This is a genomic window from Mucilaginibacter sp. P4_G9 (assembly GCF_056400985.1).
Genome location: NZ_JBFUKF010000030.1, coordinates 1 through 26,722 on the forward strand (window position 1 = coordinate 1; position 26,722 = coordinate 26,722).

General features: G+C 41.7%; 20 protein-coding genes. 13 read left to right on the forward strand and 7 right to left on the reverse strand.

The genetic code is table 11. The features are described 5' to 3' along the window. Nucleotides 1-141: 141 nt before the first annotated feature. Nucleotides 142-3,021 carry a TonB-dependent receptor gene (locus tag AC1DPZ_RS05040; RefSeq protein WP_477401673.1) on the reverse strand — a complete coding sequence of 960 codons (2,880 nt, stop codon included), beginning with the start codon at nucleotides 3,019-3,021 and terminating at the stop codon, nucleotides 142-144. 707 nt (nucleotides 3,022-3,728) lie between these two features. Here AC1DPZ_RS05040 and AC1DPZ_RS05045 point away from each other — a divergent pair. Then, nucleotides 3,729-4,904: a DUF5009 domain-containing protein gene (locus tag AC1DPZ_RS05045; protein ID WP_477401675.1), complete on the forward strand. Its 1,176-nt coding sequence runs from the start codon at nucleotides 3,729-3,731 to the stop codon at nucleotides 4,902-4,904. Nucleotides 4,905-4,978: 74 nt separating this feature from the next. Here AC1DPZ_RS05045 and AC1DPZ_RS05050 read toward each other — a convergent pair whose 3' ends face one another. Continuing rightward, nucleotides 4,979-5,737, reverse strand: a complete 759-nt coding sequence (locus AC1DPZ_RS05050) for a ThuA domain-containing protein (protein ID WP_477401676.1) — start codon at nucleotides 5,735-5,737, stop codon at nucleotides 4,979-4,981. A gap of 70 nt (nucleotides 5,738-5,807) precedes the next feature. Further along, nucleotides 5,808-7,634, reverse strand: coding sequence for a glycoside hydrolase family 9 protein (locus AC1DPZ_RS05055; RefSeq protein WP_477401677.1), 1,827 nt, complete (start codon nucleotides 7,632-7,634; stop codon nucleotides 5,808-5,810). 298 nt (nucleotides 7,635-7,932) lie between these two features. Between AC1DPZ_RS05055 and AC1DPZ_RS05060 the strand changes: the two genes are divergently transcribed. Further along, on the forward strand, nucleotides 7,933-8,394 hold the full coding sequence (locus tag AC1DPZ_RS05060; protein ID WP_477401678.1) for a nuclear transport factor 2 family protein: 462 nt from the start codon (nucleotides 7,933-7,935) through the stop codon (nucleotides 8,392-8,394). A 3-nt stretch (nucleotides 8,395-8,397) separates the two neighbouring features. On the opposite strand, the gene AC1DPZ_RS05065 is transcribed toward AC1DPZ_RS05060, so the two are convergent. After that, nucleotides 8,398-8,883 (reverse strand): DUF421 domain-containing protein, encoded by a 486-nt coding sequence (locus tag AC1DPZ_RS05065; protein WP_477401679.1) that lies wholly within the window; start codon nucleotides 8,881-8,883, stop codon nucleotides 8,398-8,400. Between the two features lie 364 nt (nucleotides 8,884-9,247). Between AC1DPZ_RS05065 and AC1DPZ_RS05070 the strand changes: the two genes are divergently transcribed. The 11 genes from AC1DPZ_RS05070 (at nucleotide 9,248) to AC1DPZ_RS05120 (ending at nucleotide 20,589) form a co-directional block, all read left to right on the forward strand. After that, nucleotides 9,248-10,426 carry a sensor histidine kinase gene (locus AC1DPZ_RS05070; RefSeq protein WP_477401680.1) on the forward strand — a complete coding sequence of 393 codons (1,179 nt, stop codon included), beginning with the start codon at nucleotides 9,248-9,250 and terminating at the stop codon, nucleotides 10,424-10,426. A gap of 12 nt (nucleotides 10,427-10,438) precedes the next feature. Then, nucleotides 10,439-11,134 (forward strand): LytR/AlgR family response regulator transcription factor, encoded by a 696-nt coding sequence (locus AC1DPZ_RS05075; protein WP_477401682.1) that lies wholly within the window; start codon nucleotides 10,439-10,441, stop codon nucleotides 11,132-11,134. A gap of 112 nt (nucleotides 11,135-11,246) precedes the next feature. Further along, nucleotides 11,247-11,624 (forward strand): response regulator, encoded by a 378-nt coding sequence (locus AC1DPZ_RS05080; protein ID WP_477401683.1) that lies wholly within the window; start codon nucleotides 11,247-11,249, stop codon nucleotides 11,622-11,624. 102 nt (nucleotides 11,625-11,726) lie between these two features. After that, a complete protein-coding gene (locus AC1DPZ_RS05085) occupies nucleotides 11,727-11,975 on the forward strand; it encodes a PqqD family protein (RefSeq protein ID WP_477401684.1) in 249 nt (82 codons plus the stop codon). Further along, nucleotides 11,975-13,027 (forward strand): ATP-grasp domain-containing protein, encoded by a 1,053-nt coding sequence (locus AC1DPZ_RS05090; RefSeq protein WP_477401686.1) that lies wholly within the window; start codon nucleotides 11,975-11,977, stop codon nucleotides 13,025-13,027. The genes AC1DPZ_RS05085 and AC1DPZ_RS05090 overlap by 1 nt, the downstream gene beginning before the upstream one ends. Nucleotides 13,028-13,037: 10 nt before the next feature. Then, nucleotides 13,038-14,393, forward strand: a complete 1,356-nt coding sequence (locus AC1DPZ_RS05095) for a hypothetical protein (protein WP_477401687.1) — start codon at nucleotides 13,038-13,040, stop codon at nucleotides 14,391-14,393. Next, the gene (locus tag AC1DPZ_RS05100; RefSeq protein WP_477401689.1) at nucleotides 14,390-16,546 is read left to right on the forward strand and encodes an urea transporter; all 2,157 of its coding nucleotides are present in this window, start codon (nucleotides 14,390-14,392) and stop codon (nucleotides 16,544-16,546) included. Before AC1DPZ_RS05095 ends, AC1DPZ_RS05100 begins: the two co-directional genes overlap by 4 nt. Beyond that, nucleotides 16,528-17,703: a tetratricopeptide repeat protein gene (locus AC1DPZ_RS05105; protein WP_477401690.1), complete on the forward strand. Its 1,176-nt coding sequence runs from the start codon at nucleotides 16,528-16,530 to the stop codon at nucleotides 17,701-17,703. The genes AC1DPZ_RS05100 and AC1DPZ_RS05105 overlap by 19 nt, the downstream gene beginning before the upstream one ends. Next, a complete protein-coding gene (locus AC1DPZ_RS05110; protein ID WP_477401692.1) occupies nucleotides 17,691-18,311 on the forward strand; it encodes a tetratricopeptide repeat protein in 621 nt (206 codons plus the stop codon). The genes AC1DPZ_RS05105 and AC1DPZ_RS05110 overlap by 13 nt, the downstream gene beginning before the upstream one ends. A 141-nt stretch (nucleotides 18,312-18,452) precedes the next feature. Beyond that, nucleotides 18,453-19,544 carry a hypothetical protein gene (locus tag AC1DPZ_RS05115; RefSeq protein WP_477401693.1) on the forward strand — a complete coding sequence of 364 codons (1,092 nt, stop codon included), beginning with the start codon at nucleotides 18,453-18,455 and terminating at the stop codon, nucleotides 19,542-19,544. A gap of 139 nt (nucleotides 19,545-19,683) precedes the next feature. Next, nucleotides 19,684-20,589 (forward strand): PepSY-like domain-containing protein, encoded by a 906-nt coding sequence (locus AC1DPZ_RS05120; RefSeq protein ID WP_477401694.1) that lies wholly within the window; start codon nucleotides 19,684-19,686, stop codon nucleotides 20,587-20,589. A 93-nt stretch (nucleotides 20,590-20,682) separates the two neighbouring features. On the opposite strand, the gene AC1DPZ_RS05125 is transcribed toward AC1DPZ_RS05120, so the two are convergent. From AC1DPZ_RS05125 to AC1DPZ_RS05135, 3 genes are read right to left on the reverse strand one after another with little or no spacing between them, the layout of a single operon-like run. Next, complete coding sequence (locus tag AC1DPZ_RS05125; RefSeq protein WP_477401695.1) at nucleotides 20,683-22,251, reverse strand: FG-GAP repeat domain-containing protein; 1,569 nt, start codon at nucleotides 22,249-22,251, stop codon at nucleotides 20,683-20,685. Between the two features lie 8 nt (nucleotides 22,252-22,259). Beyond that, entirely contained in the window at nucleotides 22,260-24,929 is a 2,670-nt protein-coding gene (locus tag AC1DPZ_RS05130) for a glycoside hydrolase family 2 protein (protein ID WP_477401696.1), read from the reverse strand. A 55-nt stretch (nucleotides 24,930-24,984) separates the two neighbouring features. After that, entirely contained in the window at nucleotides 24,985-26,424 is a 1,440-nt protein-coding gene (locus tag AC1DPZ_RS05135; RefSeq protein ID WP_477401697.1) for an alpha-L-fucosidase, read from the reverse strand. Nucleotides 26,425-26,722 lie beyond the last annotated feature (298 nt).

Below are 26,722 nucleotides of genomic sequence, written 5' to 3' on the forward strand. Positions count from 1 at the left end.
CACAAACAATAGGCAAATATTACCATAAAAATTATATTTAGTGAAATTAAGGGCTAATATTTGATTAAACTACCAAAGGTCAAAAAAAAATCCCCCGGCTTAAATTGAACCGGGGGATAAATATTTGTTGTTATGACTTTATTAAAAATGGAATGCCAGTTTGGTAAACATCCTCATACCATTAAAACCCATTTGTACGGCATCAAAAGGACCGCCCGATTCACTATCACCCCATGATGATTTATGAGCGCCTTCTGTAACAGCTAAATCCGGATGTACGTTAAATATGTTATCTACGCCAACAGTCCATGATATTTGTTTGGATATTTTATAAGATACATATAAATCGGTAGTAGCTTTTCCGTGGAAAACAAAGTTTTCAGGAACAACGCCTTTGCCGTTATCCAAATCAACATAAGGGTCCCATCCGTTACCCGAAGCAGAAATGTTAGCGCCGCCCGGTCCGTCGGGATTTGCGCCTGGTACACTACTATAACCAAAGCCCTGCGTAGTCAGTTTGCCGTAATAAGTAATATGGCTACCTGCCGCAAATTTGCCATATCCGTATTCAAGCCCTAAAGAGAACTTTTCACGGGGTGCAGAAGCCTTTAAAAAGGCGGCTTCCCTTGTACTAAAGTATGCCTGCTGGTGCGCATAAGTATCATTCAGCGCGGCCGGAATATTAACTTTATCAATTGTTATCCCTTGTATGTTACCGGCAAATAAAGCTGTGAATTTATTTTTACCCCACGATTTGCGATAATCTAACACAATGTCAATACCTCTGTTAGTTGTATTGACAGCATTGGTAAAAAAGTTGGCATTTGTTACATTATTAGCTATAAGGTAGTCTTTTAGCGCGGCTACCGAGGTATCAAAAGCACCTGTAATTACTATCCTGTTTTTAATTTTAATTAGATAACCATCCACGGTAACGTTCAACTCATGCGTTGGTTTCCATGTAAAGCCTAAGCTGGTATTGGTTGATGTTTCCTGTGTAAGTTTTGGAATCCCTACCTGGCGGGCGGCATCGGCATAATTTGGAATCAATTTAGCGTAAACCAGTTCACCGGCAATAATGTTAGTATTGGTATTGCTAAAATTCATTTGTTGCAGTGAAGGTGCCCGAAAGCCTGTACTAAATGAGGCCCTTAAATTAAAGTTGTCGCTTACTTTATAGCGGGATGCTAATTTAAATGTGCTTACTCCACCAAAATCCGAGTAATGTTCAAAACGGGCTGCACCATCAACCAGCCATGCTTCGGTTACATCTAAAGTACCTTCTATGTAAGCAGCTTCATTAGTTCTGTTGGCTGTAGTTGCGTCAGTTGGCTGATAGCCAGGATATCCTTCGGACCCGGAAGCCTTAGGCACGCCGTTTAACAGGGCCCCGCCATTTCTATACGAGTCGGGCTCGCCGGCATATAATTTATAGCGTTCATACCTTAATTCCCCACCAAAAGATAGTGTAAACCCTTGAGCCACATGGTCAAAATGCTTGGTTACGTCTGCATTGGCTGTGTTTTGTAAAAAGTTGAATCCCCCATCGTTAAACCGGGTTTTGGTATATTGCTCGGGTAAAGGCAGGGAGGAGTTAAAGGTTTGGTTACCCCAATAATGAAAATCATTATATCCAGTATTATTACTCAAATCCCAGTCCCAGCCATCGCCTATGGTACCTTTAAAACCCAACGCGCCCGACATATCTTTTATATAAACATCTTCCTGTGGATTGTAATATACGTTAGCTGTGTCTAAAACCCCCGGTGTAGGGTCAAAAACACGCATAATGCCCGGTACAAATATTAACTTACCATTTTCATCGGTAGGGAATTTTATATGATTACTTCCACTGCTCCACCTGCGTGTCCAGGCATATACATTTGAATGTTTATAGTTATAGCCACCAAAAGAATAAAAAGTGGTTTGAGTACCTGCAATAGGAATTTCCATATTATACATTCCACCACCGGATTTAACAGAACCATCGCCAAATGCTCTTCTCCAGGCATTAACACCTAAGGCATTTGGATTTGTATCCCAGTTGGTTTCGGGTACAGCCCTGAAAGTTTTACCCTGATCCATGAAATTACCGCCAAAATTAATAAAGCCGCCGTTTTTACCAATCGCCAGCCCATAGTCCATCCCTAACGTAAAAGTTTTACCATCAACTTGGGAGCCTGTATAATATTGGGTTGGATCAACATTGTTCAGTGTATTGTATTTGTGATCATAATAACCACTGCCACCAATATTTATATTCAGTCGATTTACATCTTTTTTCAAAACGATATTAATAACCCCCGCGATGGCATCAGAACCATATTGTGCCGAGGCGCCATCGCGCAGGATCTCTACCCTGTCAATAGCCGCTTCAGGTATCGCATTTAAGTCGGTACCACTGTTGCCGCGGCCACGGGTGCCTACCTGGTTCACAAATGCCGATAGGTGACGGCGTTTACCATTGATCAACACCAATGTTTGGTCGAAGCCCAGACCACGCAAACTGGCAAAGTCGATAGCATCAGATCCATCGCCGCCGCTTTGCTTATTGTAATTAAATGAAGGCACAGCCTGGTTCAGCTGGTTCATCAAATCGGGTTTTGCTGTAGTTTCGCCAATCTGGCTCGTCCGGAGCACATCTACTGGTACCGGCGAATCCATTTTAGTGCGACCACCGCCACGGCTTCCTACTACTACTACTTCTTTTAAAGCCTCCGAAGAAGTAAGCAGCTCCACATCCAGCACCTTGGTTTCGCCCGCGGCAAGCTGTACGGTTACTATTTTCTTTTCAAAGCCTATTGCCGAAAAACTTACCTGGTATGAGCCAGCTTTTAAGGTTAAAGTATACTTACCATCAATGTCGGTTGTGGTGCCTGCTCCTGCCGGTAATACTTTTATAGTCCCGGCACTTATGGTTTTACCGGCACTGGATACGGTCCCCGTAAGCTTTTGCGCAAAAAGCGGGGAGCAAAGCAATAAGAGCGCTCCAAAAAGAAAAAAGTGTAGTTTTAAATTCATTGTTCGTTTGATTGATTAACTAATTATGTTGATTGACCCACAAATTAGATTAATTTTTCATTAAAACATCTACACTTTAACAAAAACAATAAATTTTACTAAAAAACTACATCAATATTTGAACAAAAACTAAAAACACATCAATAAAATATAATAAATAAATAAAATATAGTCAATTTTCTCATCATTAGTAAATTATACGATAGTTACTGATCGATTTTTTTTCAAAAAAAATAAATTATACAATACAAATCATTAAATGTTATAAATTTTAGTATAATAAATTAAAAAACACGACTAAAAAATTAATTTTTATTCATTCTTAATAATTCTAAGTGTAAAATAGACACTAAATTCAGTTACAAGCTCTTTTAAATTCAATGCGTTCATCGCAGCACAATTGTACACGCATGGTTACTGCACCAATATAATGGAAGTGCATTACCTTTTAGTTTTGTTAATGAGGATACCCTGCTAAACTTATTCACTCACAGCACATCTGATTGCTATTTTTATAATTATTCAAACACCGTCACTAAAGAATTTTCAGTCTATAAGCAGTAGTCGTTTCAAAACCCGAAGTTTAACACGAAATTTAAAAAGAAAGGCAATCTTTTTAATTACTATAGTTTTACTCGCAAATAGTCGATATATTTATTAGGTTAAAAAATCGAATTCCCAAAGCCCCTAAAAACCAAAACATCACGATGAACCAACTCCCCAAACGTCTTTTATCTATTGATGTACTCCGTGCCATCACTATGCTGCTTATGATATTTGTTAATGACGCCAGTGGCGTAAAGCACATCCCCGAATGGATAGATCACGCCGATGGGAAGGCAGACGCAATGGGTTTTGCAGATACCATTTTCCCGGCGTTTTTGTTCATTGTAGGACTTTCGTTGCCTTTCGCCATCAAAAACAGGATGAACAAGGGCGATTCATTTTCATCAATATTAATGTATATCCTTACCCGCAGCGCTGCACTGATTATCATGGGCTTTTTTCATGTAAACCTGGAAAACTATAGCCTTACAGCGGGTATTATTCCGCAAGCCTTGTGGGCCATATTAATAACTATTGGTTTCTTCCTCATCTGGCTGGATTATCCCGAAACTATGGCCAAAGCAAAACGATACACCCTTATAGGCACAGGAATTTTACTGCTCATTGTTATGGCTGTTATTTATAAGGGAGGCGAGGATGGTGTAATTCAAGGTATGCGCCCTTACTGGTGGGGTATTTTGGGTATCATAGGCTGGGCTTACCTGGTATGTGCGCTGGTATACCTTTTGGCCAAAGGAAAAATAAATATCCTGGTGATTGCCCTGCTTGCTTTTGTAGCTATAAATATCGCCAGGCATACCGGTGTTTTCAAGTTTAAAATTCCGGTGCTTGGCGATGCCTCAGCAGCATGTTTGGTAATGGGTGGCGTTATGATCTCGGAGATCTATGCACTGCTCGTGTCAAAAAGCAAAACACAATTATTGTGGGTAATATTTGGCGCAACAGGCTTATTACTAATTGTACTGGCTTTTTTGATCCGTCCGTATGCCGACGGCATCTCAAAAATTCGCTCTACCCCCGCCTGGATCTTTATCTGCAGCGGTATTACCATATTGGTTTTCGAGCTGATGATATTCCTGGTGGATGTTAAGGGTAAAAAGAATTGGTTTAAACTGATCTGGCCTGCCGGAACCAGTACGCTTACCTGTTACCTGCTGCCTTACTTCCAGGTGTACATACTGAAGCTTTTCCACGTAAAGTACCCCTATCTATTTAATAATGGAATCATCGGGCTGGCACGATCCATGGCTACCGGGTTTATATTGATAGCCCTGGTTGGTTTAATGGAGAAGAAACGTATCCGCTTAAAAATCTGAAGCCTAAAGTCTTGAGTCGGAAGTCTTAAGTCAAGAGTCACAAATTGGAATTCAAACTTGGTACTTAAGACTTACTACTTAACACCAGCAGCCCAGAAAATAGCGTTTGTAACCAACTTTACCCAGGCCGGGTTATCCAACAGGTTTGGTGAATGGCCCATAAAAATATAAACGTTGCGGGCTTTAACATGCTTATTGATCCATACCACAGGGTGATCACCCATTTTTATATCGCCCTGTGGTTCATAGGTTGATTCATCAACGCTTGCCAGTACATGAACATTGGGTCGCGGGCTTTTATCATAAGTATACCACTCCTCCTGTTCAATCGGGAAGGACGCGGGCATGCCCTTCATAACCGGATGCTGTTTATCCTCCACATTAACCGTGCCCCTGGCAAACGTTGCTATGTAATTTTTCCAGCTAATACCTCCCATAAAGCTGGAGAACCATTGCCATTCATGAAATCCGTCAAACTCTCCAAGCAAGGTAGCATGATGAAAACCAACCCATCCGCCCTTACCCCCGGCAATATATTTTTGAAAAGCGGCCATGGCGGTATCGGGCCAGCCATAAGGCACATAATCCAGTTGCAAAAACAATTGGTAGTGGCTCAAAAATTCATCGTCAATTTTATCTGGGTTTTGGATATAGTCTATAGTAAACCCCTTTTCGGCAGCCAGTTTATCCAGCCATACTTTAGCACGTTTTGAAAACGCTATATGGTGGCCTCCGTTCTCATATAAAGCCAGCACCTTAAAATGTTTTGACTGGGCTTTTAAACTAACCGGGGCAAAAAGAACGAGTATAATAAGGAATAGTATTTTTTTCATGAGGGTGTTTGTTATTAAATTCAGGATACTCCACCGATGGAACCAAATCTATTTGTCGCATCAAATTAATCTACTCATGTAAAGCAACAGCAAGCAGGTACCAGGCAGTGTGCGGCAGCCACTGCTCGGCCCAGCGCCAATCGTAATCCTTGTGGATCTGGGTGTATGACAGGTTAAAATCGATATCGTTTTCATCATTCAGCCCCGATGTTATGCCGTTTACAATACCACCGGGCGCATTGGTATATTCAAATGTACCAAAGAAGCCATAAGCCGGGTTATTATGCCCTGTGCCTTGCAGCATGCTGGCGTCAAAGGGATTAAGGCCAAGCACCCAATTCAACTGATCAATGGCGAAAGTTTCCAGTTGATCATGGAAAGTCTTATCATCGGTAAACAAACCGGCAGCCAGCCTGGCCGCGGCAGCCATTGATGATAGCCGTGCGTTTTCGCCCTGCCACCATGGCGAGGCATCGCTTCCATGCGGGAAGAAGAATGATGTGCGCCTTTTGCCCAAAGTATCCTGCACCAATTGGCGGCCGTAACCAAAGGGGTTATTCACTTCGTGCGTCACCTTTAACTCAAACTCAAAGGAGCTTTTGACGGCTTTTGTAATAGTCGCCTGCATCCCTGCATCAGCATAGGGGTAATAATAGATGAGGCTGGCCACAGGCAAACCCGCATCTGATGGATGGAAGAAAGGCCTGTCGGTACTATCGGCGCGCCAATAGTTTTTATAATCTTTCCATGTTGATAGGCGGCTTAATAAGCTATTGGCACGTTTGGTTGCGGCAGCTAAATACACCGGCTTTTTACTGGCTTTATATAATTCGGTGGCGGCACTTAAAGCGCAATAATCATCAAGTATATTTTCTTTACCATCAAAGGTCATAAGTTTATTATTCTTTTCCAGGAATTTAAAAGCGTTTTCGGCTGCCTGCAGGTATTGGGCATTGCTAAAATCGCCGCTTGCTTTTGCCGTTGACGCCATAGCAAGGGCGGCAATGGCAATACCGCCGCCAGAACGATAACTGACCTGATAGCGATGCCAGTCGACGTTTTGGGAGCTATTATTAAAGGGTTGATCTTTGGTTTGTTTGATGCGATAGGATGCATCTTCGGCACGAATCACCCTATCCTTAGCCAGTTTACCCGGCCCAGGCGCCGATACCGATCTGTAGAACGAACCATCCTTAGCCTGGATCCTTACCAGGTAGTCGGCGCCATAAATGGCCTCATCCAAAACCCGGCGGTTAATCTGGCGAAAATCGGTTACCGTTTTTTTATTAAGTAACTCATTGGTTTTAAATAAACTATAAACCACTAAGGAAATTTGCTGCGGATTAAAATACAGTGAGAACGACAAATGCGAAAGGTGTTTACCATAATCGCCTGTAGCATCGTACCAGCCTCCATGGGCATCAATGGTATCGGCGGTTTTCCCGGCTAACGGCAGGTGGTGATCTGCCTTGTCAATCTCCCCTGCGCTGCGCTGCCCTTTAAAGTAATACACCACATCACTCATGGTAGCCTGCTCCAAAACATTTTTACCTATTTTAAACGGGTACGAACTTACCTTTTTACCGGAAACGTCGACCTCTATCCTATAATTACCATCCGTATTAAAACCACTGAAATCAATGGTATAAAATTCGCGGCCTTTCCAGCCATTTACCTTACCACTGTAAACAGGTTTGCCACTGAATACAGTTTTATCAGCTTCATCCACTAATTTAAATGAGCTGATGGCGTATTGTTTATCGGTTACCACAATAGCTTTTTTTGCCTGGGTATCTTCGTAACCGACCTGGTTGGTTACTACTTTTATATTTTGTGCAAAGGCAATGCCGGGCAGGGCTATCGCGATGAGGAAAAACGTTACTGTTTTATTGATCATGGATTAGTGTATTCTTAATGGTAATGTTATATGCTTTGTACAGGTCATCCACACACCGGGAAAAAAATCGCACCGGCCTTATTTTGCTTTTCTTCCATCACTTTACTTCCACCGAATATAATAAATTATGCCCTGTTATTTATTGCATTCTTATCCAAACAAAAATCATAACAAGTATTTTACATTGCAGATCCTTACAGCCATACATCACCATTTCTGATATTAACATTACACCATTAAAATTTCAAAAGGCTTTGTTAAAAAATTCGATATCTTTAAACAATCAATTATTTACCTCATGAAAAAAGGACTGCTGTTATTGGGTTTCACACTTTTATTCGCTTTTGATTCTTTTAGCCAGGATCAGAAAGCTATGCTTTATAGCAAGGATCCAAAGCTTGCCAAAAACAAAAAACTGGTTTATGATTTTTGGCGTGAAGTGTTGGAAGGCGGGCACCTTGAGCTGGCTCCTAAATATTTACTGCCAACTTATATTCAGCATAACCCAAACGTTCCAACCGGCAGGCAGGGCTTTATTGATTTTTTTTCGAAGTTTGCCAAACCCCAACCTATCAGTGCAACCGTTAAAGCAAACCTGATCTCGATAGTTGCCGAAGGCGATTGGGTGGTATTAAGTTTTAAAGTGGAACACCCCGATCCAAAAGCACCCGGTAAAAAATACACAACCGCCTGGTTTGATATGCTGCGCGTAGAGCATGGCAAAATAGCCGAGCATTGGGATAATGCGCTTAAAGAATAATCTTTATTTCTTAAGAGCGCTGATTTCCCCGTTCCGTTCCATGTATATTTTATCAATTTTCTCCAGGTCTTCCGTTGAGGCAGATTTGCGGACACCCTGCATTATATCTTCTTCACATACCAGGCCTCTTTCAAGATTCTTTTTAATGAACCTGCCATCTTTAAATATTTCTATCTTGTCGCCCTCAATAAATTTTCCGAAAGCTTTATAATGCACCACCAGCCAGCCGAATATCCTGTGCATAATAACAATCACAAAACAACACGTAATAACCGGCAAAAAATCCGATGCACCAACAATAGCACGGCTAAGTATTGCACCCAGCGAAATAGTAATAATATTATCAAGCGGCGTGCGGATGCCAAAGGAGCGCCTGCCCGATAGCCTGATAAGCACCAGCGCTATCACAAAAACAATAACTCCACGGCTACTCATTTGTATTACATTGAGGTCTTTGCCTTCGCCAAAAATTTCCTTCACCAGTTCCATGTTGCTGCTATTAATGTTTTGCTAATATTAGCTTAACAACCAGAAACTATTACTGTTTACTTCAAAACAATTACCCCATTCATCTATACAAAACCACGGTTCACCGATAAACCATTGTCCGTTGCCCAATCATTTACCACCTTTGAATCACTGATCCGGGGATAGGGATATACCCGGGTTATTGTGTTTTGTTTTTTTTCATAAAGTTTATAGTGTTCAGTACAGGTACGGGACGCTTATTCATGAACCTGAACAAATCAAAAGATTCCATTTAATGGAAGAGGCGTTGCTTAAAAGTTTAACTAATTTAAGACGATCTTTTGTTGACAGCTAATGGCTGCTATATTTAATAAAATTTTTTTAGATGATTCTTTCCAAAAAAGCCACCAATATATTTATTCACGCTGCCGGCTGGCTGGTATTTTTTGGCTTCCCGTTGTTATTCATGAACCGTACGCAGCAAAGCAGCAGCAGCACATACAACGTTATTTTATCGCCCTATTACTGGCTATTTTGTCTTACTTATATTTTCATGTTTTATTTTAATGCCTGGTACCTGGTGCCACGCTTTGTGTTTCATAAAAAATATGTGGTTTACGGGCTTATAGTATTGCTGCTTTCTGGCTGTGTGTACTTCTTACAACCCTTTGATAACCTGCTCTTACACAATCTGCTTAAAGAAAAACAAAATACCGTGGCAACTATCGGTCCGCAATTGATGCCCGGGGCCGATAGTGGCGCTGCAGATCCTAAAAATCTGCCTTTCGGGCCGCTGCCACATGAAGACTTACGGATGCAGGACCCAAGCCTTAAGAAACCATCAAACCAAATCATTTTCATCCATCAGTCGGGAAATATTGACATGGTGGGCCTGTTTATTTTCATCATCGTTATTGGCCTGGGCATTGCCATGAGCACCGTACAAAAATGGCAGCTTGCCGAGCAAATGGTGATAAGGGCCGAGGCAGAAAAGGTTCATGCCGAGCTGTCATTCCTTAAAGCGCAGATCAATCCGCATTTCCTGTTCAACACGTTGAATAATATATATGCGCTATCGGTTACAGATAATAAGCATACCTCGGAAAGCATCATGAAATTATCCAACATTATGCGATACGTTACCGATGAAGTGACCGAGGATTTTGTGCTGCTGCAAAGCGAGATAGATTGTATCAATGATTATATCGACCTGCAAAAACTGCGATTAGGCAAAAAAACAACGCTTAACTTTAATTTCTCGGGCGATATCGACCAGCAGAAGGTCCCTCCGCTGGTATTGATGACCTTTATTGAAAATGTATTTAAATACGGGGTGAGTAAACATGAACCGTCGGTGATCAGTATCAATCTGAAGGTAACTCCCGGTAAGATCCTGTTCACTTGCGAGAACGCTATATTCGACAACCGCCCCTCATCCAGCCGCAAAGGTATAGGCATTACCAATACCCGGCAGCGGCTTCAACATATTTACCCCGGCAGGCACAGGCTGAACATCAGTTCGGACGGCGGCCTGTTTAGGGTGGAATTAGAAATTGACAGTTAATTGAACACCATTATGCAGTTAAAATGTGTAGCCATTGATGATGAACCGCTGGCGCTGGAGATCCTCAAAAAATATGTATCCGACTATCCGTCTTTGAAGATGGTAAATACTTTTGAAGACGCCATATCCGGTGCCGAATATTTAAAAAGCAACAAGGTAGATGTGCTTTTTGTAGACATTAATATGCCCGATATTACCGGGGTAGACCTGGTGCGCTCCCTACAGGAAAAACCAATGATAATTTTTACCACAGCCTATAAAAAATTTGCTTTTGAAGGCTTTGAGCTCGAGGCTTTGGATTACCTGCTAAAACCCATCAATAGCAACCGTTTTGGTGCAGCAGTACATAAAGCTATTGACTATTACCAGTTTAAACACACCGACCACACAGGTGAGGACGAACACATTTACGTGCATTCGGAATACAGGGTGATCAAGATCAGTATCAGGGATATAGAATATATTGAAAGCATGCAGGACTATATCAAGATTCATTTACTAAGCGCCGAAAAGCCGGTGCTTACCCTGATGTCGTTAAAAAGCATTATCGAAAAAATACCTGCTACCCAGTTCATCCGTATCCACAGGAGCTTTGTAGCTGCCAGGGCCCAGATTAGGTCGATATACAACCGCAAAGTTAAACTGCGTAATATCGAATTACCGGTTGGTACAAACTATGCTGATTTTATTAAAGACTGGTCAAAATAACGCTGCATCGGCCCGTTCATCGGCACATTCATGGTATTGAACGACACATTGTTTTATGCTGAAAGGAATAAGCTCAATTTTATATTATAAATATTGAATATCCCCTTAGCAAATGAAAACTACCGGCACCAAAAAAAAGATCCTGATACTGGACAAAAATAGCAGGATGTTATCAGTAATTGATGAAATTATGTACTATGGCGATTTTGACGTTCATTTAACCTATGATCCCGATGCCATATATGATAAAGCAAAAGTGATTAATCCCGACCTGATTATACTGGAATATTTATTACTGGATACAGATTGCGCTTTGGTATGCCAGGATTTTAAGGATGATGAACAATTGAAGGGTGTACCTATCATTGTTGTTACTGCCTTTAAAACCAAAAAAGCACAGCAGGAATCATACAAGTGCGATGCGCTTTTTATAAAACCATTGGATATGGAATTGCTGGCATCAAGGATGCAATATTTAATGGCATCATAAATAAGGCTTTACAATGAAACACCGTATACGGCATTGATTTTGTAAAACTCGCTTAAACAAGTAAGTTTAACTTTTATTATTTACAGCCCCTGCCAATTATAAATGAAGATAAAGAGTAACATAGCCACCAGCGAAAACGGGTTTATTTTTAATCCGTCCACAGGCGATTCCTTTTCGGGCAATGCCATGGCCGCGCGTTTTTTAATAGCGATGAAAAGCGGCAAAACCGGGTACGAGATCAAAAAAGATATACTTGATAGATACGATGTAAGCCCAGCTGATCTGGAACGCGATTGGGAAGATTGGATGATACAGCTGAAAGAAGCTAATTTGCTTGAAACTGAAGGATAATGGCAAATAAATACGCTAATTTATGTATTGCCGTTACCGGGATAAATGCCAATGATAATCCGGGCCCGGGGATGGCTGTTATCCGTTCATTAAAAGCAGCTTTTGGAGCAGGCTTAAGGATCATAGGTTTATCATATGAACCGTTGGAACCAGGCATTTATTTACATGAACATGTAAATAAAACCTACCAGATACCATACCCAACCGAGGGAACAAGCGCTTTATTTGAGCGGCTCGCCTATATCCATCAGCAGGAAAAGCTGGATGTGGTTATCCCGAACTTTGATTCGGAGCTGTTTAATTTTATCAAGATCGCTCCGCAATTGCGGCAGATAGGCATCGCGGGTTTTCTGCCAACGCACCAGCAACTGGCTTTACGCGACAAGGTACATTTAAAAGATTTTGGATTGAAGCATGGGTTTTACGTACCGGCCGACCATAAACTGTATACCGCCGACGATATAAAAAAAGCTGCGGATGAATTTAACTTCCCGATGGTGATAAAGGGGAAATTTTATGAGGCCTATGTAGTTTACACCATGGACCAGGCCGTTAAAGCGTTTCACCAGTTGAACGCGGCCTGGGGAGTACCGGTAATAGCACAGCAGTATATAAAAGGTACCGAGATAAATATAGCCGCCCTTGGCGATGGCAAAGGCAATACGCTAAGTATAGTAGCCATGCGGAAGCTATACATAACCGATAAAGGAAAAGCCTGGGCGGGAGTTACCATTAAGGACGATAAGTTTATTGAACTGGCCAATAATTTTGCCCGTGCAACCAACTGGAGAGGCGGCTTTGAAATGGAGATCATGAGCAACGAAGAAGGGCATTTATATGTTTTGGAGATCAACCCACGGTTTCCGGCATGGATTTATTTAACAGCCGCGGCCGGGCAAAACCAACCTGCAGCATTGGTAAAAATTGCTTTGGGCGATGATGTTAAGGCTTTTGATGATTACCAGGCAGGTAAATTATTTGTGCGGTACTCGTGGGACCATATAACCGACATTACCGATTTTCAACAATTCTCGGTATTTGGCGAACTATAATTTGATTATAATGAAAAAGCTGGAATACGAAAAACCATATATTAAAAAGCTGCACGCCGATGTTATGAACAAGTTTGGCACCCGTACCGGTGTGCAGCCTGTTAAAAGCATCGATGGTGTTTCGGTTAAAAGCCTGATCGAGAACTATGGCTCTCCCGTTTTTGTACTATCCGAAAAGCAGATCCGTAAAAATTACCGTTCGGCATACAGGGCCTTCAGCACACGCTACCCCAAAGTACAGTTTGCATGGAGCTATAAAACCAATTACCTTAATGCTGTTTGCCAGGTATTTCACCAGGAAGGCAGCTGGGCCGAAGTGGTATCTGGTTTTGAGTACCGCAAAGCATTGAGCAATGGCGTACCGGGCAACAAGATCATTTTTAACGGTCCAGGTAAATCAAACGATGATTTGAAAATGGCTATCGAAAATGATTCGCTCATCCACATTGATCATTTTGAAGAACTGGGCAAACTGCTTGCATTAAGTAATGGATTGGCCAATAAACCACGTGTGGCTATCCGCGTTAATATGGATACCGGCGTATACCCCCTGTGGGATCGTTTTGGTTTTAATTATGAAAACGATGAGGCCTGGACGGCCTTATCAAAGGTTGTAGATTCGGGCAAGCTGCAATTGGTTGGTTTGCATTGCCACATAGGTACTTATATGCTTGCTACGGATGCTTACGGCATAGCAGCTACCAAACTGTGTAACCTGGCCCTGCGCTGCCAAACCCAGTTGAACCACAAAATTGAATACATTGATATGGGTGGCGGCTTCCCGTCAACCAATACCTTAAAAGGCGCTTACCTGCCCGGGAATGATACAGTACCATCGGTAGATGATTTCGCGGAGGTGATCACTTCTACCCTGCTCAGCTTCGGCTTTGCCAATGAAGACCTGCCCCTGCTTATTTTAGAAAGTGGACGGGTATTAATTGATGATGCCGGGTACCTTTTGGGGACCGTTATTGCCAACAAGCGGCTAAGCACCGGCAAAAGGGCTACCATTATGGATTTTGGGGTAAACATTTTGTTCACCTCGTTTTGGTACGAGCACCAGATAAGCCCCGCGCAGGATTTTATGCCGCATAGCGAAAACATGGTAATATACGGTCCGCTTTGTATGAATATTGACGTGATCAGGGAGAGCATCAACCTGCCGCTGCTTACCGCCGGCGACCAGGTGGTAGTACATAAAGTAGGCGCTTATAACATGACACAATGGATGCAGTTTATCACCCTGCGGCCCGCCGTTGTGCTCATAGATGAGCAGCAACGTACACACCTCATCCGCGCCAGCGAAACGCTTAATTATATCGCAGAACCGGAGCTTGTTCCGGCCCATTTAAAAGCCAGTAAGTGAAGCAAATTTCATCATTTATAAAATCGGTCGTCAATTCCTACTCGGTACTGTTTTTTTCGCAGAACCAGGTATTGGGGACCATTTTATTGCTGGTTTCTTTTTTTAATCCTGTTTCGGGTTTTGCAGGGCTTGCTTGCGTAATCATATCGCTGCTGGTTTGCCGCCTGTTTAAATTTCACAATGCCGATATGCAAATGGGTATTTACAGTTTTAACAGTTTATTGTTGGGGATAGCATTCGGGGCATTTTACCAGGTTAACCTCATGTTTATGATATGGTTGTTTGCTGCCTGTATTTTGGTGATCGCAGCAACTATTATTATTTCGCAGCGTTTCGGAAAATCAGGATTGCCAATGCTCTCGCTGCCATTTATCCTGGTATTTTGGATGGTACTGCTGGCATCAAACAGCATTTTCAGTATGGGTTTACTGCAAAAAAACAGTTACCTGTTGGCAGAGATCTATGCCGGTCCGGTTACACTGGCTGGCATTGATGGCTACTTTGCCGGTATACTGCCACAATTTGTTAGCTTATTCTTCCGCTCACTAAGCGCCATTTTATTTCAGCATAATATTGTTTCGGGCATGCTCATCAGTATTGGCATGCTTATTCACTCGCGTATTGCTTTTAGTTTGCTCATCATGAGCTTTATAACTGCATGCGGATTTAATGGCATCACACATACCTATCCCGAAGGCATCAGCTATTATCATTTGGGTGCAAATTTCATGATGACATCTGTAGCTATCGGTAGTTTTTTTACAATACCTTCCCTGCGCTCATATTTCCTGGCAATATTGTGTATTCCGCTGGGTTTTATCATCATAAATGCGCTCACTGGTTTTATGTCGGTTCATTCGCTGCCGGTTTTTTCGTTGCCATTTTGCATCGTCAATATCAGCCTGCTATATTTTTTAATCCTGCGCAAATCACCAGGAAAATTACAATTAGCCACTGTACAGCATTACTCGCCCGAAAGAAACCTGTACCAGTTTTTAAACCAGCAGCACAGGCTTAAAGATTTGAAATACTTTAAGCTAAACCTGCCTTTTATGGGCTACTGGACAGTTTCACAAGGCTACAATGGTGCTATTACACACAAAGGCGACTGGAGCAAGGCCCTGGATTTTGTGATCTGCGACGATGAACAAAACACCTATCAATATCCGGGCACGCTACCCGAACATTTTTATTGCTACAATAAACCCGTATTAGCCTGCGGCGATGGCATTGTTGAACTGGTGGTTAACCATATTGATGATAATGCCATAGGCGAACAAAACCTGAAAGAAAACTGGGGCAATACCGTGGTGATCAAACATACTGCCAGCCTGTATTCTAAAGTATCGCATCTTAAAAAAAAATCTATCAGGGTAAAACCCGGCGACGTGATAAAACAGGGTGATATGCTGGGTTTTTGTGGCAATTCCGGTCGTTCGCCCGAGCCGCATTTACATTTCCAGGTACAGGCAACGCCTTATATCGGGTCGAAAACATGGAGTTACCCTTTTGCCTATTATTTTAACCGTAAATACGGCAAAAACAGCCTGGAAAGCTATAATGTTCCTGCTGAAGGTGAGTTAATTGGCAACCTTGAAGTTAACATGCCGGTAAAAAAAGCCTTCGACCTGCAACCAGGTTACACAGCAAAACTTACCCGCGAAAACGGAGCAACCGAAGAATGGGAAGTTTTTAAAGATGAATTAAACCAATCCTGCATATACAGCAAAAACACAGGTGCTGCGGCGTATTTCATCAACAACGGCACCATGTTTTACTTCACCAGCTTCTACGGCGATAAACAATCGTTGTTGTATTATTTTTACCTGGCCGCGTACAAGGTAATTTTTAACAATACCGAAGCGATACTGGTTAATGATGAGTTCCCTTTACACCTAACCAAAAACAAAGCTTTGCTTTGCTTACAGGATTTTATAGCCCCTTTTTACCGGTTCATAARTATAAGTTACCAAAGCAGCAGCGCGGATAAAAAGACAGGTTTAAGCATTGGATCAAAACAATACAGTGAAGTTGCAGGCAAAAAAATACAGATGATGGAAGCCACGGTTGATATAGATCATGGCAGCTTACTGGCTTTCTGCATAAATTTAAATGGCGAACATATTAAAGCACAATGGAGTACAGAAAACTGACAGTATTGCTTGCTTTGATATTTGCCACTCTTGCCGCCCGCGCACAAGAGAATAAATTTGCGCTGGCCGATAGTACAGCCGAACAATTATACAATGCCGGCGACTGGAAGCAACTGATTATTTTTGGTAACAAATCAATTGCCAATGGCCTGGACTTCCCCGGTCTGCATTTTAAAATTGGATACGCCTATATGGTAACCGGTAACTATAAAGCTGCCATCGGCCAGTTTAACCAGGTATTAAGTGCAGATTCCTTTAACTCGACGGCACGACTGTACGCCTACTATTGTAACACATATCTTAATAATAACCCCGCAGCATCGTACCATGCCGCATACCTTGACAGGGAAACCTTGCATTCTATAAAAATATCCCACTTCGGATTAGTTGGTGCCGATCTTGAAAGCGGTATAAAACTCCCTAATAACAACGAGCGCGACAATGGCTTTTTTGAACGTATAGGTATTAGTAACCGTTTGGGCTGGCGCCTGCAACTGGAACAATCGGCAATTTCATTTAACCAAAATATATTCCGTTCATCGTATAATGATAAAAACCTATCCGGAAAAACTGATAAACAACTGGAATATTTTGTAAAGGCCCAATTTGTGTTCAATAACTACCTTAGTGCAATTGGCTCATACCATTACCTGCACACTACTTACAGGGGTAATACTAACAATAGCAATTTGGGCTTGTTGGGTATTAAGTATACCGGCCGTTACATTAATTTGCAGGGAGATATTAATTTCGGGAACCTGATCAATAAAACTTTAAAACAATATAATACCAAACTGGATTTTTATCCGTTAGGTAACCTTAATTTATATACCATTAGCCGGGCATCTGTTTTGAACTTAAGCGGCATAAACAATTTTATTTACAGCCAGGCCATTGGGTTTAAGGTGTTGAATAAAACCTGGGTGGAAACAATGGCTGCCTTTGGTAACCAGGACGATTACCTGGATGCAGATGGACTTTACGTTTACAATTCCATCGACCCCACAAAATTTAAATGCGGAGAAACCGTTTTTTACCAGTTGAGCGCTCACGCATTATTGGATTTAAATTATATTTATGAAAATAAAACAGACATATACCGCTCTGTAAATTACAATCAAAACTCTGTTACGTTAGGTATAATATGGAAATTTTAAAGAAAACGTTTATAGCAGCATTTTTTATTTTATTGGTGATAAGGCTGCAGGCGCAAACCAATGCCGTGTTGCAAAAAGCCTTTCGCACCAGTTATGCCGATGAACTGGACAAAAATTATATAGCTGCCATTAACGATATTTATCCGTACCTTAGTGATAACAGTTACGAGGTAAATATCCGTTTAGGCTGGCTCCATTACCTAAATAAAAACTACACAGCATCACAGTCTTATTATCAAAAAGCCATCAGTATAAAACCAGGCGCTATTGAGGCAAAATTTGGATTCGTGAAGCCCCTGTCGTTTTTGCAAAGCTGGGATAAAGTACTTGAACAGTATTTAGCTATCCTGAAGATTGACCCTCAAAATACGCAGGCCAATTACTGGGCTGGTATAATTTATTATAACCGAAAGCAATATGATGCCGCCATCAGGTGTTTTAAGGTAGTAGTAACCCTTTACCCTTTTGATTACGATGGCAACCATATGTTGGCCTGGAGTAACCTGATGGCAGGTAAAAAGCCAGATGCCAGGTCGCTTTTTGAAAGGGCATTGGTAATTAAGCCAGCGGATGCTTCAAGTACCGATGGGTTAAACAGGTGCAATTAATCGGGTCATTAAACCCGTTTATCGATTCCTGGCCTGGTTACCTGGTAATGTTATACCTTTGTGGTTTAAAGTATCATAGTGTATGGTCATTTAAATTAACATCCCAATACAACAATTATAATAACCGTATATACCATATACATGAAAATAAAACATTTATATTTTAAACCACAGCTGATTGGTTTGCTGCTTTTTTTTGTAGTTTTTAGTTCCTGCAAAAAAGATAAAACCACGCCCAAAGTAGTAAATGCAACTCCGGTAACATTGGGTTTATATCAATACGCATCAGGGGTAAATAAAAGAGTGCTTATTCCGGTTACACAGGTTGGTACGCAAACTGTAAATTACGGAAGCATATTTGATACCGGATCGCCGGGAATGACCATAGATGCCACAGGCTTACTTCCGGCAGCAATGATCACTTCAGCCGGAATTACGGTCACTGGGGATTCTACCGTTGTAAACGGCATCACTGTAACCTCAAAAACAGCTGTTATAAGTTTTGGCGATGCCACAGGCACCACTAAAGAATACGGCAACCTGGCCTATGCTAACGTTAAAGTAGGCAATTCATCAGGCAGCATCTCATTAAAAAGGGTACCCTTTTTTTTGTACTATAAAATAATTGATGGAAACGGCAACCAGCTAAGCGCCCACGCTGCCGATGTTTTTGGCGTAGGGCCTGGTTTGAGCAATAGCAGGAGCGAAATTTCGAGTCCGTTAAGGTTTTTTGATTATGGTACTGGCCTTACCAGCGGCTTTAAGCTGGCAACTTTAAATACAAGTTTTGCAAGTACACCTACCTACGTTTCCGGCTTGCTTACCGTTGGCCTCACTACTTCAGACCTTTCCTCGTCAGGCTTCATTATGCACCCGCTTACTTATTTTGCCAATGGCGGTTATTCGGCTAATATACCAGGAACAATAACTTACAGCGGGAAAACCATTTCGGCACAGTTCCTGTTTGATACCGGTACACCATCTGTAACCACTATTGAAGATAAACTTGCCACAAGCGCCACCGGCCCATTGCCTGCAAATTCAGTAGTAACGATAACTACCAATAAGGGTTTTACATACACTTACACCACATCAAGTACCGGAAACCTTACCGAGGTACAAAACCCTAATAATACCGCCGATTACCGTACAATTTTAAGTATCGACTTTTTTATTAAAAATGAATACCTAACAGATTACGGCAATCACCAGATAGGGCTGAAGAATGATTAAGTAAATTTCATTCGTCGATTTATAGCCACAATTCATCGATACATTACCGGGAGCAACAGTATTCCCGGATTAATTTTGAGTAATAAAACCTGCTGCCTGCTCTGGCAGGAACTTTTTAACTAACCAAAATTAATTCGGAATGAAAAACAAACTTACCAACCCAGGGTTATTGATGCTGGCTGCTTTAATAGGCCTGGCATCATGCAAAAAGGAAAACGCCTCCAAATCGGCTTCCGTTACAAGCACAACTTCTTCTACCATTACGTCTACCGGGGCCATTGCCATTAGTTTGGCATCTGGTTCAACAGACACGGTGTACATGGTTGGCTGCTATGGCAAGCCCAGCAAAAATGACTCTGTTGCTTTTAGTGCACTGCCAACAACAATTGGTACTTACTTAACCGCAAACTACAGCAGCTATACTTTTAAAAAGGCTTATTCAATTACAGATACCACCAAAACTGTGGTTAATTACATTGTTGTGATTAAATACAACAGCGCGCTGATTGGTTTAAAGTTTACCACAGATGGAACATTCGTAAGTATATTGGAGCAAAGGGATGGTCCTGACTTGAAGGGACAGGGATGGCATCGCGGCGGCCCGTTTGATAACAGGGATGGTAAACACCGCGATACGATAGCTATATCTGCCCTGCCTGCTGCTGTAACCAGCTATATTAAAATTACCTATCCAACAGATACACTGCTACATGCTTCAATCATGCCGGACAGCGCCTATGTGCTCATCAGTAAAAACAATGGCTTATACGCTACTGTAATTAAAGCAGCCGGCACCTTTGTAAAACGCGTACAGATTAACCTGCATCCGGGCAAACCTGTTGCTGTAACTACTGCTAACCTACCGGCCGCTATAACCACCTATTTAACCACTACCTATCCTGGTTATGTATTTGAAAAGGCATATTCGTTTAGTGTAAGCGGCACTTTAAAAGGGTATGCCGTATTAATTACATCCAACAGCACTAAATATATAGTGACATTTGATGCCAGCGGCGCATTTGTAAAAGCGTTTGCAGTACACTAAGAATCTTCCCATAGTTAATAGTAGTTAACCCGGCTCTCTTTAAGCAGAGACCGGGTTTTTTATTAGAAAAAAAGCGCTATTGATTAATCAGCGTTATTTTTTAGCATGATAAAGCTGATTCATAAAAATGGTGATCCCGTACTTAGCACTCTTCCATTTATCATCCAGGTCTTTAGGAACAGCCCCAGGGCTTTGGGCAAAATTGCCTGCTATAATATCCAAATCACCATCGCCATCAATATCGGCCTTTTCAAGGGTTAAAGTTTTAAGCGGCACCTCGCTTTTAAGGACGTAAGATTTAAAGGTAAACTTATCCTGGTTTGTATTTTCGAGGTATACAAAGGATTCGTCGATCAGCTTGCCAAAATCGGGAAAGAAAGCGCTGCAGGCCAGGTCTATATCACCATCATTATCAAAATCTTCGGCCAAAACATGGGTTACGCCATATATCGGGTAAAAAAACTGTTCTTTAAAAGCGTTATTGCCCTGGTTAATATTAATCCTGATACCATGATAGGCTTTCAACACCTGGGAGTAATCGGCATTGTCGCCATGCACGGTTATAATATCGGTAAGCCCATCATGATTATAATCCACCAATACCATATCTGTAGTTCCATAATTGGGCGGAAAACGCAGCACCCTTTCTTCTTTAAATTTCAGATCATCTTTCTGGTAAAAAACATAAACACTCTCATCCCCCTGCGAAAACATGGCTACAATATCCTTTTTGCCATCGCCATCCATATCCGTCACGTAACATTTAATGGCCCCTGCAACCGACCGTAAAACAGTTTCCTTATATTTCCCGGCTTTGTTTTTTTTAAACAACGACAGGCTCCCGGTTTTATTCCCAAAATTACACACAATGATTTCGGGAATGCCATCATTATTAAGGTCGGTTATAATGGAATTAACCGGCCTGTGCAGGGAGTTTAACAATACCGCAGCTGTACTGTCATTATAGTTTACATACGACCCCAGGCTCAGCTCGGTTGGGTATAGTTTACCTATTTCGGTAAAATAAGTACTTCCCTTATAAAAGTTAAAATCAACTACGGGGCTTTGCGTTTTTATAGTTTTGGTAACACCCGTATTATATTTCCAGGTGAAAACCTTATTAAGATAATTCCCTATCCATAAAGTGTTGTTTTCCGGGTTATACTTTATCCCGGTAATTAAAGATGGAAGCTGATTATCAATTGGAATATCCTGCCTGGTGAACTGCTTAAGCGGACTGTTTCGGTTTAACCTGCTTTCGTCTGCAATAAGTGTATCGGGGGCCAGGCTTATAACATATGCTACCAGTTTATCCCACTCATCCTTATTTAAAACCGGGGCATCGGGGATGATGTCATTTTTTTTAACGATGATCCTTTCCTCATCAGATAATCCACGCAGCGGATCATAATTAGGATAAATGATCCCCATGCGTGCAGCCATCACGGGCAGCACATGCAAGCGCCAAACCTCTTTGGTTAAACTGGCCGGATTAGGCAGCATATGGCATTTAGCACAAAAGTCGGTGAATAAGATTTTACCCTCATCATCTACCTTTGCCGGCTTTGGTCCGGCAGTTACCGGGCCCTGAGTTAATGAACTCAGACCGATCATCAACGTTAAGGCAAAAAGTCCTGTTAAGATGACCGGTCTGATATTCATAGTTGTTGTTATTGATCAATACTTATCATTTGGGGAGTACCTGCGTCGTTCCAGCCATTAATGCTCACAAGCAATTTTTTATTAGTTGCAGCCGCATTGTAATTAATAATTACCTTTTTTTCTTCCCCCGGTAAAACAGTAATATAGTTATCGCTGTAAAATGCAGGTAATACCCGTGTTTTACTATCTGCATCCACTAACGAAACTCTATTAAAAAACCCAAGTACGCTATTTTGTTTATTAACCAACGTAACTTCTACGTTACCTGGTTTTATGTATTTTGCTTTAACAGATAATTCCTGGTTCTTCATTTTTTGAAGACCCGAAAATGCACCCTTGCTATCAGGGATCCAGTAGGTATTATCGGTGATAACTTTTTTATTTTCATCCAATAATTGTAATGACAGAAAAACACCTTCTTTGGCGGCAAGTTTATCAACAGATGCTTTAACAGATAAGTATTTTTTAACTGTATTGGCATTTATATCGGCAAAAACCTGGGTGATTACGTTTTCTTTGCCTTCCATATCATAGGTTTTTATTACCATCATCATACTACGCCTGGCTTTGAAGGTATTATTAGCAACCATAACCATACCATTTACAGGGTTATACATAATATGGAACGGCGCACTGCCATTGTGTAAACCATAAAGGCAGGCATTAGGGTCAAGGTAATAATCATACATCTGCCCGCGCATGGCAGTCCATGGGTTTTGAGTTTTCCAGATAATAAAGCCGGTGTACCAGTCCCACATATGCGAAGTAAAGCCTTCGGCAAGCCCGCGGTATTGGTCATAGTTTATCAGTTGCGCTTTCATTGCAAAATCGGCAGCGTTTTTGGCTTTGCCATATTTGTTGATACTGGTGTCATAACCAATGTATTTATGGTAGTCCCAAACGCTATCTACTGTATTTTTGTGTGTATCCTCGTCGTAAACCGGCGGCACCATGTTAACAGTAGGGATAAATCTTTTCAATGATTCATAGTCGCCCACACCTACCGAACCTACCTCGGAGTTAAAAGGATGGGTTTTAAATTCCCAAAATACCGATAAAGGCTGAATACCATACGGCCCATCGCCGTTGCCCCCCAGTACATTGTGCGACATGCTATCTGAGTTTGAGTAATCAACAAACCAGCGGGTATTATCAAGCTTGGGCAAAATGGTATCGCGTAAAGCTGTAAGGATATCCTCGGGCGGAGTGATCTCATTACCACCACACCAGATGGCCAGCGAAGGATAGTTACGGACCATCTTTATCTGGTCGATTGCCGAACGCAGGAAAAGGCCATGATCATCCGGGTATTTGCGGCGGGTCCATTGGTCGTCAAGCTTCATTGGGTCTTGCCAGCGGCCGTTGCAATCGCCCGATCCCCACAGATCCTGGAACACCAGCATACCATATTTATCACAGGCCTCGTAAAATTCGGGCCGCTCAATCATAGCGCCCCCCCAAACCCTGATCAGGTTCAGGTTCATATCCCGGTGGAAACGAACTTCGGCATCATAACGCATATCCGACAGGCGCAACATGGCATCGGATATAACCCAGTTGCCACCTTTTATAAATATCTTTTGACCGTTAACCGCAATCTGGCGACTTCCGGTGTGCTCATTATACTCACTGGTTAATTGCCTTACCCCTATTTTAAGCAATTGCTGATCGGACACTGCTTTACCGTTAACGGTAAACTTCAACTTAAAATCATACAAATGCTGCGGCCCATAACCGTTTGGCCACCAAAGTTTAGGATTTGGCAAACTATAATCGCTAAAGTTTACATCCGCAGTTGAGTTTGGTTTCAGGCTGATGCTTTTTGAAATGGTTTTACCATCCAACTCAAAACTTAAGGTACCGCTAACCGGTTTCGTTGTTGTGTTATTTAGTTCGGCAGATACTTTTATGGTGGCAGGCTGCTGCGGGCCTTCGGGAAGCCTTACTCCCGGCACAAGGGTAACAATATGCTCATCGGTAATACGTACAGCCCCTGTTTTTTGAATAGTTACCTTATCCCATATCCCGGTATTCCTGTCCCGCATAGGTTGAATCCAGTCCCAGCCTGCGGTATATTGCAAACCAACATTTCGGGCAATGGTACCGTCACCACCCTGGCCGCCATTTGGGTTACCCGGCACATCCGGCGGGTGCACCAGCACGGCTAAACGGTTGTTGCCATTTTTTGCCAAAAAGGGTGTTATGTTATAGTTAAACCTTAAAAACATTCCCTTCTGAATGGTTTTGTTTAGCTTATGACCATTCAAATAAATATCACAGCTATAATTTACCCCCCTAAAATTCAGGTAAACCTGGCCTCCGTTTTGTGCCGGTGTTTCCTTAAAATCTTTGGCAAACCAATAAGTATAATAATCTGCCCCGGTTTTGTAAATATCAGGTATGTGCTCGTTGTTCATCCCCCAAAACGGATCGGGCACTTTGTGATTGTTTAACAATGTAGTTAAAACAGTGCCCGGTACGGTAGCAGGCATCCAGCTACCGGTATTAAACGCTGTTGTTGATAGTACCGTTCCATTATCCTTCACGCTGTTTATAGGCGCGCACAGCCAGCCGGAGTTTAGTTCATAGCTATTTTGTGCGTATATATTAGTTATGGTAAAAGATAAGGCCRGCGCAAAAAATAATTTACTGAGCCGGAATGATAGTGGTTGCGACATTTTATTTGATTATAGATCGTGTTATATAGGTATGGTATAAAAAGTATTAAGCGGATTAGTACTGAATTTTAAATACGGCTGCCTGGGCCAAGCCGTTTTGCGTTTGCAAAGATGCAGGTACATTTATTTTAATTACGCCTTCACTCGCGGTCCACTTTAATTTTTTGCCGATATCCAGCAAACTTATTTTTTTAACCGTACCGGCATCCTTTAAATGTAATGAGATAGTTGAAGGCAAAACAACGGCGTCTTTATCCTTTTCGGCCAAAACAAATGCATATACACTTTTGCCTGCTTTGGTGTAATAAATATTTCCTTCCGAGTAAGGCGCTATTGCGTTGGAGTTATAAATACCTTCACCATTTATTTTAATCCAGTCGCCAATCTGCTTCAGGCGGCTATAGGCAACAGGGTCCCAGTCACCATCGGGGCCGGGGCCTATATTCATTAACAGGTTACCTCCGCGGGATACTATTTTCACCAATAAGGTTATTATCTCGCTGGCCGATTTATAATTATCGCCAGGTACATAGCTCCAGGAGTTACCCATAGTGATGCAGCTTTCCCAGGGATGATCTAAAGGCGCATCCGGCACCTGCTGCYCGGGCGTGGTATAGTTTTCATATTGCCCGGCAACTGTACGGTCAACCACTATTAAACCCGGCTGTTTTATTCTTGCTGCCGCGGCTATCTTTGCCATATCAATATCCTGGTCGTACGGAATGGTGCGCTGCCAGTCAACAGCCGGATCTATCGTGTTTTTGGGTCTAACCCAGCCGCCGTCCAGCCATAAAATATCAACCTTACCATAGCCGGTCATTAATTCCTGTATTTGATTAAAGGTAAAATCCTTGAATTTCTGCCAGCGCTCGGGATATTTAGCCGGATCATAGTTTACATTCCTATCCTTAGGCGGAAAGTACGGCCACCAATAATTTTCTGTATGCCAGTCGGGCTTTGAAAAATAAGCTCCAATCATAAAGTTTTCTTTGCTAAAGGCATTAAATACCTCTTTGGCAACGTTGCTCCTGGGGTTGGCAGAAAAAGGCGTTTTTGAGCTGGTAATTTTATAATCGGTTTGTTTGGTATCAAACATGCAAAATCCGTCGTGATGTTTGGTTGTAAAAACAACATATTTCATTCCGGCATATTTAGCGGCTGCCACCCATTTTTCGGGATCAAACTTTGTAGGGTTAAAAGTTGTTTGCAGGTTTTCATAAGCTTTTTTATAACCGTTGTAATCGCCGCCATATGGACCACGGCGTTGTGTCCATCCCTCATCCTCCGGGCAAATGCTCCAGCTTTCTACAACACCCCACTGACTGTACGTACCCCAATGCATAAATAATCCAAATTTAAGGCCCTGCCACTTATGCAGATTTTTTTGCACCAGTGAATCATCAGGTACCACATAATCTTTTGACATATTATGTTGTTGTGCACTAAGGTTACCAAAAGGCAACAGGCATGTTAACAAAATCAGTAGTTTTTTCATTTATATTTATTTTTTTTGTTTCTTTATATCAACGCCAATTAAGGAACCTTAAATATTAATCTTTTTTGATAAGATCCGCCAATTAATGGATAAAATTTGGATATTTTTTATCCATTTCATTGCTTATTAGTTATAAAAAAGGCACTTAGTGTACACCTTTAAGCAATATTAATATTAGGACAAATATCAAAAAAGTAACATTACTTTATTTACTTTATTATTTTTATATCAAATTGAGTTTTAAAATGTCAGTTTTACATTTCAAAACATGCCAAACAGGCCTTAATGTGCCCTATTG